The sequence below is a fragment of the Streptomyces sp. NPDC002088 genome (assembly GCF_040296605.1).
In the GTDB taxonomy this organism is placed as follows: Bacteria; Actinomycetota; Actinomycetes; order Streptomycetales; family Streptomycetaceae; genus Streptomyces.
In genome coordinates, this window is sequence record NZ_JBEOXO010000032.1 from 37,450 (window position 1) to 49,254 (window position 11,805).

Annotated in this window: 9 protein-coding genes; 2 read left to right on the forward strand and 7 right to left on the reverse strand. The window is 73.0% G+C overall.

The genetic code is table 11. The features are described 5' to 3' along the window. Positions 1–19: 19 nt before the first annotated feature. The 3 genes from galE to ABT114_RS42515 all read right to left on the reverse strand — a co-directional run bounded on the left by galE (position 20) and on the right by ABT114_RS42515 (position 3,917). Positions 20–1,015 carry a UDP-glucose 4-epimerase GalE gene (galE, locus tag ABT114_RS42505; protein ID WP_351150290.1) on the reverse strand — a complete coding sequence of 332 codons (996 nt, stop codon included), beginning with the start codon at positions 1,013–1,015 and terminating at the stop codon, positions 20–22. A gap of 65 nt (positions 1,016–1,080) precedes the next feature. Then, positions 1,081–2,700 (reverse strand): glycosyltransferase, encoded by a 1,620-nt coding sequence (locus tag ABT114_RS42510; protein WP_351150293.1) that lies wholly within the window; start codon positions 2,698–2,700, stop codon positions 1,081–1,083. Then, positions 2,634–3,917 carry a glycosyltransferase 87 family protein gene (locus ABT114_RS42515; protein WP_351150295.1) on the reverse strand — a complete coding sequence of 428 codons (1,284 nt, stop codon included), beginning with the start codon at positions 3,915–3,917 and terminating at the stop codon, positions 2,634–2,636. Before ABT114_RS42515 ends, ABT114_RS42510 begins: the two co-directional genes overlap by 67 nt. A 92-nt stretch (positions 3,918–4,009) precedes the next feature. Here ABT114_RS42515 and ABT114_RS42520 point away from each other — a divergent pair, with 92 nt between their 5' ends. Further along, a complete protein-coding gene (locus tag ABT114_RS42520) occupies positions 4,010–5,629 on the forward strand; it encodes a glycosyltransferase family protein (RefSeq protein ID WP_351150298.1) in 1,620 nt (539 codons plus the stop codon). On the opposite strand, the gene ABT114_RS42525 is transcribed toward ABT114_RS42520, so the two are convergent. Next, positions 5,577–6,077 (reverse strand): MarR family winged helix-turn-helix transcriptional regulator, encoded by a 501-nt coding sequence (locus ABT114_RS42525; RefSeq protein WP_351150301.1) that lies wholly within the window; start codon positions 6,075–6,077, stop codon positions 5,577–5,579. The two genes, ABT114_RS42520 and ABT114_RS42525, sit on opposite strands and share 53 nt — an antisense overlap. Before the next feature lie 122 nt (positions 6,078–6,199). Here ABT114_RS42525 and ABT114_RS42530 point away from each other — a divergent pair, with 122 nt between their 5' ends. After that, positions 6,200–6,613: an organic hydroperoxide resistance protein gene (locus tag ABT114_RS42530; RefSeq protein WP_351150304.1), complete on the forward strand. Its 414-nt coding sequence runs from the start codon at positions 6,200–6,202 to the stop codon at positions 6,611–6,613. Positions 6,614–6,632: 19 nt separating this feature from the next. Here ABT114_RS42530 and ABT114_RS42535 read toward each other — a convergent pair whose 3' ends face one another. From ABT114_RS42535 to ABT114_RS42545, 3 genes are all read right to left on the reverse strand, one after another. Then, positions 6,633–8,222 (reverse strand): hypothetical protein, encoded by a 1,590-nt coding sequence (locus ABT114_RS42535; RefSeq protein WP_351150307.1) that lies wholly within the window; start codon positions 8,220–8,222, stop codon positions 6,633–6,635. Positions 8,223–8,301: 79 nt separating this feature from the next. Then, the gene (locus ABT114_RS42540) at positions 8,302–9,573 is read right to left on the reverse strand and encodes a hypothetical protein (RefSeq protein WP_351150310.1); all 1,272 of its coding nucleotides are present in this window, start codon (positions 9,571–9,573) and stop codon (positions 8,302–8,304) included. Next, the gene (locus tag ABT114_RS42545; RefSeq protein ID WP_351150313.1) at positions 9,570–11,804 is read right to left on the reverse strand and encodes a bifunctional glycosyltransferase/CDP-glycerol:glycerophosphate glycerophosphotransferase; all 2,235 of its coding nucleotides are present in this window, start codon (positions 11,802–11,804) and stop codon (positions 9,570–9,572) included. Before ABT114_RS42545 ends, ABT114_RS42540 begins: the two co-directional genes overlap by 4 nt. Between the last annotated feature and the right edge of the window lies 1 nt (position 11,805).

Sequence of the window (11,805 nt, forward strand, 5' to 3'; positions counted from 1 at the left end):
GCGTGCACCACGCCCGCGCCTACGCGCGTGCCGCCTCCGGATGCAGCCGAACCCAGCCCGCCCACGCCGACATGATCATGTCCTGGACGTCGTGCTTGGCCTTCCAGCCCAGTTCGGTGGCGATGCGGTCGGCGGAGGCGACGACCCGGGCTGGGTCGCCGGGGCGGCGCGGGGTGACCGTGGGGGGACGGTCGTAGCCGGTGACGGCGTTGATGCGGTCGATCATCTCGCGCACCGAGACGCCCTCCCCGCGGCCGATGTTGAGGGTGAGGTCGCGGCCGGGGGCCGCCTGCAGGGCGCGGGCCGTGGCCACGTGGGCCTCGGCCAGGTCGACGACGTGGATGTAGTCGCGGACGCAGGTGCCGTCGGGGGTGGGGTAGTCGTCGCCGAAGATGCGCGGGGGCGCCTTCTCCGTGAGCTTCTCGAAGACCATGGGGATGAGATTGAAGACGCCCACGTCCGCGAGTTCGGGGCTTGCCGCGCCCGCCACGTTGAAGTAGCGCAGCGAGGCCGTGGACAGGCCGGTTGCCCGGCCCGTCGCCCGCACCAGCCACTCGCCGGCCAGCTTTGTCTCGCCGTACGGCGACATGGGCACGCACGGCGTCTCCTCCGTCACCAGGCCGTCGCGACCCGCGGCGGCGTCCGGCATGCCGTACACCGCGGCGGAGGAGGAGAAGACGAAGGAGGGGACGCGGGCCGCGGTGACCGCCTCCAGGAGGACGCGCAGGCCCTCCAGGTTCTCGCGGTAGTAGTGCAGGGGGAGGTCCACCGACTCGCCCACCTGTTTCTTCGCCGCCAGGTGCACCACGCCGGTGACGTCGTGGTCGGCGAGGGTGCGCGCCAGCAGCGCCCCGTCCAGCGTCGAGCCCACGACCAGGGGCACCTCGTGCGGCACGCGCTCGGCGATGCCGGTGGACAGGTCGTCGTACACCACGGTCCTCTCGCCCGCCTCGGTCATCGCCCGGATGACATGTGCCCCGATGTAGCCGGCGCCGCCGGTGATCAGCCAGGTCATGTGCGGCCGTCCCCTCGTCAGTTGGCCCCTGGGTGGTGCGAGCTCGTGCGCGGTATGTGCGGCTTTCAGTCAATCAGGCGGCGGAGCCTCCTGTGGACGACTGCCGCGACTCCCCGTGCTCCTGGCGCCACGCGCAGTGCCAGCGCCCCGGAGTGTGTGGCGTACGGCTGCACGAGCACGACGGCGTGGCGGGCGCTCACCACGGCGCGACGGCGCAGCCGACCGGCGCCCGTGACGGCGTGCGCAGTCACTTCGCGGCCCGTGCTGTCCGCGAACAGTACGTGCAGGCGCAGGTCCCAGGTGCCTGCGCCGCACGCCCCGAGCGCCGCCAGGTCCACGGTCGTATCGGCCGTCCAGGTGCCGTCCAAGGCGGGGGTGAATGCGACGGAACCGGCGCCGGCCGCACGCACGCACCCCCTTCCCCCGCCGTCGCGCATCCGCCACTCCACCTCCACCGCCTCGGGGCACGCCTCCTCCATCCGGCCGTACAGCTCGTGCAGGCGCAGCCGCAGGAGGGTGCCACGCGCGCGTGGGCGCAGTTGTGCGTCGACCGTGAAGGGGAGGAGGCGGACGGGGCGGGTCAGCAGGGGCTCCAGGGTGACCTGGGGGAGGTCGGCGGACCAGACGGGCGTGCCGTCCGCGGCGCGCGTGTAGGGCGGGAGCAGGCGCGCCGGGCGGGCCGCCAGCTCCCTGAGCCGGGGCAGGTCACGCGGCTCGGTGGAGGCGAGGACGACCCGCGCGAGGAGACGGCCGGGTGCGGTCGGGTCGGGCGTCCAGTCGGCGGCGTCGTACTCCGCGAGGTACGCCCGCGTGTGCGTCCACCACGCGCGCTGGTATCGCGTGTCGCGCAGCCCCAGCTCGCGCGCGTACATGCGCAGCTCGTGGTCGAGGAACTTGGCGCGTGCCGCCCGCGCGAGCTCCTTCTGCCCGGCGCCCAGCAGGATCTCGTAGGCCATCCGGCTCGCCTCCGTGCGCGCCCGCCAGTTGTCGATGCCCGCGCGGTCCAGGGAGATCGACAGCCGCTCGGCGGACCGGCGTACGTGCCACACGTACACGCGCTCCGGGACGAGCGCGAAGCGCGGGCCGGCGGCGAGCACGCGCGCGGTGAAGACGACGTCCTCGTAGCGGAAGCGGCCTTCGGGGAAACGGATGCCGTGCGCGTTCAGGAAGGCGGTGCGGTAGAGCTTGTTGACGCAGAGCGTGTCGTGGACCAGGTGCGGGCGCCGTGCGGGACGCGCGATCACGGCACGCTCCGCGTACAGGCGCCCCTGCCAGGGCACTTCGCGTCCCGAGGGCAGCTCGCGGCGCACGCACAGGCCGCCCGCCACCTCCGCGCGCTCCTCGGTCGCCGCTGTGAGCAACGCGTCCACCGCACCCGGCGGCAGTACGTCGTCGCTGTCGAGGAACATCACGTACGGCGCCGTCACCGCGTCGAGCCCGGTGTTGCGCGGGGCGCCGCAGCCACCGCTGTTGACCGCGCGCCGCACCACGCGCAGCCGCGGCTCCGCCCCGGCGAGGCGGGCGAGCAGCTCGGCGCTGCCGTCCGTCGAGCAGTCGTCGACGGCGACGACCTCACGCACGGCGGGACCCTGCGCGAGCGCCGAGCGCACGGCGTCGGTCACATGTGCGGCGTCGTTGTAGCCGATGACGACGACCGCGATCTGGGGGAGCTGACGGTGAGGCATGAGGTCCACGTGCCGGAGTCGGAGTCGGAGGAGAGGTGGGCGGGGCGTCCGGACCGCCACAGGCGGACGAAGGACAGCCCGGCGGCCGTGACCAGCAGCCCGTTGCGGACGAGCATCAGCGCGCAGCCGGTCCAGGTGGAGGCGATGACGTCGGGGTAGAGGGTGGGGAACACGGCGGTGCTCACCGCGGTGGCCACCACGACCAGCACGGCCACCGGACGCTGTGTGGTGTGCCGCGAGGTCAGGCACACGGCGGCCAGGCCCAGCAGCCAGATCATGTACTGCGGGCTGATCACCCGGCTGGTGACGACGAACAGGAGCAGGGCAGTCAGCGCGGCGTCGTACGGCGTCGCCTCGGTCCACCGCCTGGCCCTGAACCGCCACAGCAGCAGGAGCCCGAAGGAGACGGCCGTCAGGGCGAGACAGGCGTGCGCGACGGCGGAGACGTGCGGGCCGGTGAACTCCATCGCGCCGTACTGGTACCGCACCTTGCCCGGCCACCCGGCGTGCGTCGCGAGGCCGAGGACCGTGCCGCCGAGGGACTCGATCTGCACGCCCCTTCCGCCCTGTTGGCGCAAGAAGGCAAGAGAATTGTTGAACGAAACTACGAGAGGAATGAGGACCGCGCCCCCCGTCACCGCCGCCCACGTCCACACCGACCGAGTCGCCCGCCCCTTCGCCACCCCCACCAGCAACAGCAGCGGCCACACCTTCACCAACGCCGCGAGCGCCGCGAACGCCCCGCACACGCGCGTGGAGCGCGACAGCGCCAACAGTGAGACGACGGCAAGCGCCGTGACCTGGACGTCGTAGCGCGCGAGCGGGAGGCGCAGCAGCAACGGCAGCGCGCCCACCCACAGCACGGCACCGCGCAGGCTGCGGCCGGGCCGCAGGCCGGCGCGGGCCAGCGCCACCGTGACGACCGCGTCCGACGCGAGGGTGAGGACGACGAACGCCTGGAGGTACGTCAGCCACGGCAGCAGCCCTGGCGCCAGCAGTACCGGTCCGGCGCCCGGCGGGTACTGCCACAGCCTGTCGTGGGCCGGGAAGGCGCCGTGGGAGAGCACGACGTACCAGTGGTGGTACAGGCGCCACACCTCCCGGGCGACGCGGCCTCCCAGCAACGGCAGGGAGTCGTGGGCGAGCAGCCACAGCATCAGGGCTCGGGTGGCGAGCCAGGCGGCGGCGAGCGGCAGGAGGCGGCGGCGACGTGTCATCACCGCGGATCGTAAGCCGCGCGAGTGGAGCGTAAGCGCTGATACCCCATCAATAGCCAGAAAGCGTCCATTAATAGCACAAAATCGGTCGCGTGTTGAGGGGAAAGCCGAGGTGCGCGAGGAGCGGCGCGGCCGGTGTCGTGGCGGTGGCCGTCCCCGCCGCCGTCATGCTCGCGCTCGGCCTGTGGGGCCTGGACCGCGGCGGCGCCTGGCGCGACGAGGCTGTCACCCTCCAGGTCGCCCGGCGCTCGGTGCCGCAGATCTGGCGGCTGCTGCACGGCGTGGACGCGGTGCACGGCCTGTACTACCTGCTCATGCACGCCGTCCTCACCGTCCGCCCAGCCGGCGGGGTGGCCGACGAGGTCGTCCTCCGCCTCCCGTCCGTCGGCGCCGCGGCCGCCACCGCCGGCCTGGTCGCGGCGCTCGGCACCCGGCTGGACCGGCCGCGGGTCGGCCTCTGGGCAGGACTGCTGTACGCGATCACCCCGCTGGCCGGCCACTACGCGCAGGAGGCCCGGTCGTACGCGCTGGTCGCGGCGGGGGCGGCCGCGGCGACGCTGTGGCTGACGAAGGCCATGGGCGGGCGGTCGTGGTGGCCGTACGCGGCCGTCGTCGCCGTCACCTGCCTCCTGCACGAACTGGCGGTGCTGCTGCTTCTCGCACACGCGGTGACACTCGCGCTCGCGCGGGCGCCGAGGCGCGTGTGGGGACGCTGGGCGGCGGCCTCCGGCGCCGCCCTGCTGCTCATGGCGCCCCTGGCGCTCGTCTCACGCCGGCAGGCCGGTCAGGTGGCGTGGCTTCCGGCGCCGGGCGTCGGCACGGCCGAGCGGCTGTTGCGGGAGTTCATGGGGCGGACGGACGGGGTGTTCTGGGCGTGCGTCGGTCTCGTCGCCGTGGCGTCGGCGGCGGGGCGGCGGTCGGAACTCGTGCGGGTGGCGCTGCCGTTGACGGTGGTGCCACCCCTGACTCTGATGGCCGTGTCGCAGGTGCGGCCGATGTACGACGACCGATACGTGCTGTACGCGCTGGCGGGCGCGCCGCTGCTGGCGGCCGCAGGAGCCGACCGTCTCCTGAGATCCCTACCCCGCACCGGCCCCCGCACCGGAACCCTCGTCGGCATCCTGGCCATCACCCTCGCCTTCGCCCACGAGCTCCCCCTTCACCGCCAGGACCGCACCCCCGCCCACCGCCCCGACAACCTCGCCGCCGTCTCCGCGCTCGCCGCGCGTGAACTGGGCCCGGGTGACCCGGTGGTGTTCCTGCCGTCCATCGGGCGGCGCTCGGCGCTGGCGTACCCGAAGGGATTCCGGCGAGTGCGGGACGTAGCCCTGAAGGCGTCCGGCCCGGCGTCCGGGACGCTGTACGGGCGTGAGGTCGCCGCCCCGGTGCTGCGCCGCAGGCTCGCCGCCCTCGACCGGCTCTGGGTCGTCGCCGAGCCGTACGCCCTGCGCACGCCCTGGTATCCGCGCAACCCGACCGAGCGGCTCAAGCTCATCACCGTGACCGAGGAGTTCGTACCGCGCGAGCCCCGGCGGGAGTTCTCCCGTGGCGGGGTCACCCTGCGCCTCTACGTGCGCCGCCCGCCCCAGAGTCGCCCGCCTACCGGCAGCCCGGCGCCTGCTGGCGGCCTGGCGTCAACCGGCAGCGGCAGCCCTGCGCCTACCGGCAGCCCGGCGTCTCCTCCAGTGCCGCCGCGTCCAGCGTCGTGGTGAGCTGGTCGAGGCGCTCGCGCAGCTCGCGGATCTCGTCGAGGTCGAAGCCGGTCGCGGCGACGATCCGGCGCGGCACCTGAAGGGCCCGCTCCCGCAGCGCGACCCCCTGCCCGGTCAGCCGCACCTCGACCGAACGTTCGTCGCGCGCGCTGCGCTCCCGCGTGACCAGGCCGGCCGCCTCCAGCCGCTTGAGGAGCGGCGACAGCGTGCCGGAGTCGAGACGCAGGTGCTCGCCCAGCTTCTTCACTGGCAGGTCGCCCTGCTCCCACAGGACCAGCATCACGAGGTACTGGGGGTAGGTGAGTCCGAGGTCCTTGAGGATCACGCGGTAGACGCCGTTGAAGGCGCGCGAGGCCGCGTGCAGGGAGAAGCAGATCTGGCGGTCGAGGCGGAGCCAGTTCTCCCCGGTCTCCCCGGCCTCGGTGATGGGCGTCTGGGTCGGCGTCATGGCCCCAGGATAGCTCTTGCGGGCCATTTAGTTGTGCACAATTGAATCGTGTGCTCTACTTGTGGTCGTGAGGGCGGCCGGACCGGGTCGCCGGAACGTGACTTGAGAGGGATGGTTCATCCATGGACGCGCTCTACACCGCTGTCGCCACCGCCACCCACGGCCGCGACGGCCGTGCCGTCTCCTCGGACGGCAAGCTGGACCTCCAGCTGGCCATCCCGGTGGAGATGGGCGGTAACGGCCAGGGCACCAACCCGGAGCAGCTGTTCGCCGCCGGCTACGCGGCCTGTTTCGCCAGCGCCCTGGGCATGGTCGGCCGCGCCGCCAAGGTGGACGTCAGCGAAGCCGCCGTCACCGGCGAGGTCGGCATCGGCAAGCAGGGCGAGGGCTTCGGCCTGGCGGTCACCCTCCGCGTCGAACTCCCCGACACGGTGGACCAGGCCACCGGCCGCAAGCTGGTCGAGCAGGCCCACCAGGTCTGCCCCTACTCCAACGCCACCCGCGGCAACATCCCCGTCGAGCTCGTCATCGAGTAGATCAAGTAGATCAAGTAGATCAAGTAGATCGAGCAGATCCCCCGCGGGAACCGTCGTCGACCCGCGCCAGCACCTCTCCCGTCCGCCGGCTCCACGCCACCACCACCGCCTCCTCGGGCACCTTGCGCCAGCGCGTCAGCAGCAGCCAGCGCACGTGGTAGCGGCGGGCGATGGAGGTGCGCTCGGCGCGGGTCGCGGACGGGGAGAGGTAGGCCTGGACGTCGGCGAGCCGGCGAAGCCGGACCCGCTCGTCCAGGGCCGCGTCCGGCCAGGCGGGCGCGGCGAGGTTCGGGCCGTAGCCCGCGATCGCGTGGACGGCGTAGTACCCGTCGGTGATCACGACCTCGCCGGGCCCGATGTGCCGCGCGGCCCAGTCGTACGAGGGCCAGTCCGGCGGCTGCTCGAAGCCGACCGGGTCCAGCGAGGGCGGCACCACGGCCCCCGCCTGCACGGTGAGGAAGCCCAGGCAGGCCCCGGCCGTCGCCACCGTGCCCAGCGCCCGCCGCCACACCGGCCACGGCCGCACCGCCGCCAGCTCCACCGCCAGCGCGAACTGCGGCCCCACGAGCGTCAGCCCGAGGATCCGGCCGTAGGTGTAGTGACCGCTGAACCAGCCGTACGTCACCACCAGGCAGTCCAGTACGAACATCAGCGCCAACGGATCCCGCCACGACGTTCTGCGCGCCCGCAGCCACAGCACCGGCACCCCCAGCAGCGCCAGCCAGAAGTGCCCGCCGAGGCCCAGGTACAGCCGTTGGTGCATCGCGTCCACACTGCCGTCACCGGCCAGGGCGAACACGTCGAAGTACGGCCAGCTCGCCGCGACGGCCAGTGCCATCGCGCCCGCCACCGCCCACCGCAGCACCACCGCCGGTCGCCATTCCCGCTGCCACCCGGCGACACAGGCCACCGCCCCCAGCACCGCCGCCACCGACGTGATCGGATGGACGAGCAGGATCAACCCGTACAGCGCGCCGAGCCCCGCGTACCCGGTGAAGCCGCGCAGCCCGCTGGGTCCCACGTACCGCACCTGCCGCGTGTCCCGTGCCCGTGTGCCCGTCAGGGACCAGGCCCAGAAGGCGAGCCCGATCGCGAATGCGGACGGGTAGGCGAGGGTGCCGGTCATCGACATCAGCCCGAGATAGCCGCTCCACCAGGCCCGCTCGGTACCCCACAGCAGCGTCATCGAGGCCAGCGCCAGCACCGGCGCCCACGGCCGGGGCGTCAGCACACGCACGAAGCGGCCGATGCCGGTCAGCAGCACCAGCAGGTTCACCGGCCCGGCGAGCTTCACCACCGCCCAGCCGGACAGCCCCGTCAGCCGGGCGAACGCGCCCTGCGCGACCGCGTACGGCGAGTAGTACGGGCTGCCCGCGCCCGGCAGGTCCGCCATCGGGTGGCGGGGGTGGAGGAGATGCGCCTCGAGGCGTTCGACGACCGCCGCGTGCTGGCCCGCGTCGCAGCACAGCGGGACCCGCCAGTACGCCAGCGACATCACCAGCCAGAACAGGAAGCCGAAGACCTGGTACGGGGTCGGATGCCGGACGCGGCCGCCGCGCAGCGCCGTGGCTCCGCGCGCCGGCCGTCGGACGAGGGCGCCGGCGCTCACCGGACCGGCACGGGGACGGAAAGGGACATCAGGGGCATTGGCCGTATCTTCCCGCTGGAGTCAACGGCCCTACCGACTGTCACCTCATCGAGTGAGCCTGCTTGATCCGGTCCTGCATGGGCACGACGACCCGACCCCGCACGACGGGCTCCAGCAGCAGCGGCACCCCCACCACCGGCAGCAGCCACGCCAGCACGATCAGCCGGTCGCCCCAGATGTTGATGTCGGGGTGCCCGGCCTGGGTGAGGATCCCGGTGAACGCGGCCGCGAGCAGGAAGCAGCCGAACGCCCGGCGCCGCAGCGCCCCCCACGCCCCCGCGGCCAGCGCGGCCACGAAGAACGGCTCCCACAGCTGCCGCCGCAGCCACTCCACCCAGAAGTTGAGCTGGAGGTGGTAGAACTCCGACCACGGGTGGGCCCGGTCGGGCCGCGAGAAGTGGCCGGTGAGCAGGTCCTGGAGGCTCTCCGACTCGGACGGATAGTGCAGCACCTTCGCCAGCAGCAGCGTTCCGAGCGCACCGCAGCAGCCCGCCGCCGTGACCGCCACGAGGCCGCGCCCGTACGGCGCGCCCGCCCGCCGTCGTCGTACACCGATCGCCGCGCCCGCCCCCGCCAGGCACAGTCCGAGGAACAGTGCCTGGGAGTGCTTCACGGTGAACAGCGCGGCCAGCGCACCGCAGACGAGCAGAGTCCCCGTCCGCACCCGCCCGTCCAGTGCCAGCGCGCAGCCCCACACCGCCGTCAGGGTCAGCGTCAGCAGCAGGCCCTCGGTCATCGGGCGCATGGCGGTGGTGCCGCACGGCAGGACGTAGAACAGGGCCTGCCCGGTCAGGCACAGGGCCGTCGGAGTGCGCAGCGTCCGCAGGATCAGGAAGGCGAGGACACCGCCCGCGACCGTGACGACGACGCTCGCCGCCCACAGGCCCCACGTCACGCCGAGCACCGTGATGAACGGCAGCAGGAACACCGGGTAGCCGGGCCGCACCTCGAAGATCCGCATGAACCGTTCGGGCATGTACGGCACGGTGTGCCCGCCGGTCTGCCCGGCCTCGAGCCGTGCCCCGACGGCCTGCCACTCCTGGGCCCGGCACGCTGCCAGGACCCGTGCGGTGGGGTCCGGCCGGTGGAAGCGGATCACGTCCACGCTCTGGTTGCGGCGCGTGATCGACGCCTTGCCCGAGCAGGCGTAGTCGATGGTCCTGGCCGCCGCCGCGTGCTTGTCCTCGCCGCGCAGGCTCAGCGCGTAGGACAGGTAGTTCTTGGTGTCGGGGGTGTCCCGGCCGGTGACGTTCGCGAGCTGGAGCAGGGCGAAGACCGCGGCCAGGACGAGTACCCAGGTACGGGGCCTCATGAGGATGCGAGCAGGTCGTGCTGCCCGGCGCCGGCCGGTTCCGGCACCCGGGCCGTGGCGGACGCCGGTGGCATGGACTCGCCCAGCATCAGGGTCCGTACGACGCGTTCGGCGGCGTGCCCGTCGTCGTACTCGCAGTACCGCGTCCGGAAGCCGGCCCGCAGCCGCGTCGACTCCTCGTCCCGCCAGCTGCCGGAGGCCAGCAGCCAGGCCAGTTCCCGGTAGGTGCGCGAGACATGGCCGGGGGGTTCGGCGGTGATGTCGAAGTAGGCGCCCCGGCTCGCCGTGTACGCGGCCCAGTCGTCGGCGTGGACGACGATCGGCCGGTCCAGGTTGGCGTAGTCGAACAGCAGGGCCGAGTAGTCGGTGACCAGCACGTCGGAGGCGAGCATGACGTCCTCGACGTGCGGCTCGTCCGTCGCGTCGACCAGCACCCCGCGCCGGTGCAGGTCCGCCAGGCCCAGCCCGCGCGCCGGGCCGGTGGCGAGCGAGGGGTGCAGCCGTACGACGAGGGTGTGGCCCTCGCCCAGGTCCTCGGCGAACCGGGCCAGGTCGAGGCGGTCGACATGGCCGCCGCGCCGGTAGTCGCGGCGGGTCGGCGCGTACAGCACCACCGTGTGGTCCTGCGGGATGCCCAGCCGCGCCCGGGCCGCCGCACTCTCCTGCGGCCCGGCACCGACCAGGACGTCGTTGCGGGGGCTGCCCGTGCGCGCGGACGTGAAGTGGCACGGGTACGCCCGCTCCCACACCAGCTCGGAGTGCCGGTTGGCGACCAGGCTGTGGTCCCAGCGGTCGGCGCGGCGCAGCATCTGCGGCACGTCGAAGCCGTGCCGGGCGCCGGGCTTGTCGAGCAGGTCGGCCGCCATGTACTTCAGCGGGGTGCCCTGGTGGGTGTGGATGTGCACGCTGCCGGGGCGTTTGACCAGCGTGCCCGGCCAGTTGACGTTGTTGACGAAGTACGTCGCCCGCGAGGTGATCTCGCGGTAGCGCAGGGAGTCGAGGAACACGTGCTCCACGCCCGCCGGCAGCAGCGTCGCGTCCGCCGCCTCCTCCTCGCTCCGCACCACCCACACCCCGCGGATGTGCGGGGCGATCTCCAGCGCCTTGCGGTAGACGGCCGCCGGGTCGCCGAGCACACCCCGGTGCGAGAACGCCGAGTACACGGCGAGGTTCGGGTCGAGCGGACGGCGGGCGTGGAGCACCGACCACCCCTGCTTGACCCGCCCGGCCGCCGCCTTGCGGGCCGGCAGCACCCGCCGTACGAGCTCCCGGCCCGCGCGCTCGGCCTGCCGCCTCACCAGGTAGGCCGCGTAACCGCCTTCCAGCAGCCGCAGTTCACCGTCCACCGGCGCGCCCGCCGGCTTGTGCGTGCGGAACATCTCCGCCGTGAGCCGGAAGAACTCGGCCTTGTCCGACGACGGCAGCCGGTCCGGCTTGGCGAGGATGTCGAGGCAGTGCTCGCCCATCTTGCGGTGCAGGTACGGGCGCCAAGTGGCCAGGGCCGGGCGGGAGTCGACGAAGGCGAAGACCCGCTCGTACTGCTCGTGGATGTCGAAGTGCTTGCGGCTGGTGGTGGACAGGATGTTTCCCTGGCGGCGCTGGCGGTAGTTCAGGCAGATCCGGTCCAGCGTGGCGATCCGCCCGGCGCTGAGCATGACCGGGAACGTCCAGGGCGTGTCCTCGTAGTAGCCGGGCGGGAACTCGAAGCCGTTCTTCGCCACGAACTCCCGGCGGTAGACCTTGTTCCAGACCACCATCAACAGGTCGAGGATCTCGGGGTGTTCGGCGACCGTGAAGGTGCCGTCGCCCGCCTCTGTGAGCACGTGGGCGAGGACGTTGCGCCGCGTCCCGCCCCACCAGTAGGTGCGGGCGTAGTCGAAGACCAGGACGTCCGGGTCGGCCGTCTCGTCGAGCCGGTCGGCCATCGCGCGCAGCGCGCCCGGGGTGAGGGTGTCGTCGCTGTCGAGGAAGAAGAGGAAGTCGCCGGTGGCGTGGGGGATCCCGGCGTTGCGGGCGCGGCCCAGGCCGACGTTCTCCGGCAGGTGCAGCACCGTGACGCGCGGGTCGCGGGCCGCGTACTCGTCGAGGATCGCTCCGCAGCCGTCCGGGGAGCAGTCGTCGACGGCGATCACCTCGATGTCCCGGTACGACTGCTCCAGGACCGAGTCGAGGCACTCGCGCAGGAAGCCCTGCACCTTGAAGCAGGGAATGATGACGCTGAAGCGGGGCACT

Bases quoted from the DNA above. Each gene is read 5' to 3' on its own strand.
- ABT114_RS42515 (WP_351150295.1), bottom strand. From the start codon at position 3,917: ATGACACGTCGCCGCCGCCTCCTGCCGCTCGCCGCCGCCTGGCTCGCC.
- ABT114_RS42540 (WP_351150310.1), bottom strand. From the start codon at position 9,573: ATGAGGCCCCGTACCTGGGTACTCGTCCTGGCCGCGGTCTTCGCCCTG.
- galE (WP_351150290.1), bottom strand. From the start codon at position 1,015: ATGACCTGGCTGATCACCGGCGGCGCCGGCTACATCGGGGCACATGTC.
- ABT114_RS42510 (WP_351150293.1), bottom strand. From the start codon at position 2,700: ATGCCTCACCGTCAGCTCCCCCAGATCGCGGTCGTCGTCATCGGCTAC.
- ABT114_RS42530 (WP_351150304.1), top strand. From the start codon at position 6,200: ATGGACGCGCTCTACACCGCTGTCGCCACCGCCACCCACGGCCGCGAC.
- ABT114_RS42525 (WP_351150301.1), bottom strand. From the start codon at position 6,077: ATGACGCCGACCCAGACGCCCATCACCGAGGCCGGGGAGACCGGGGAG.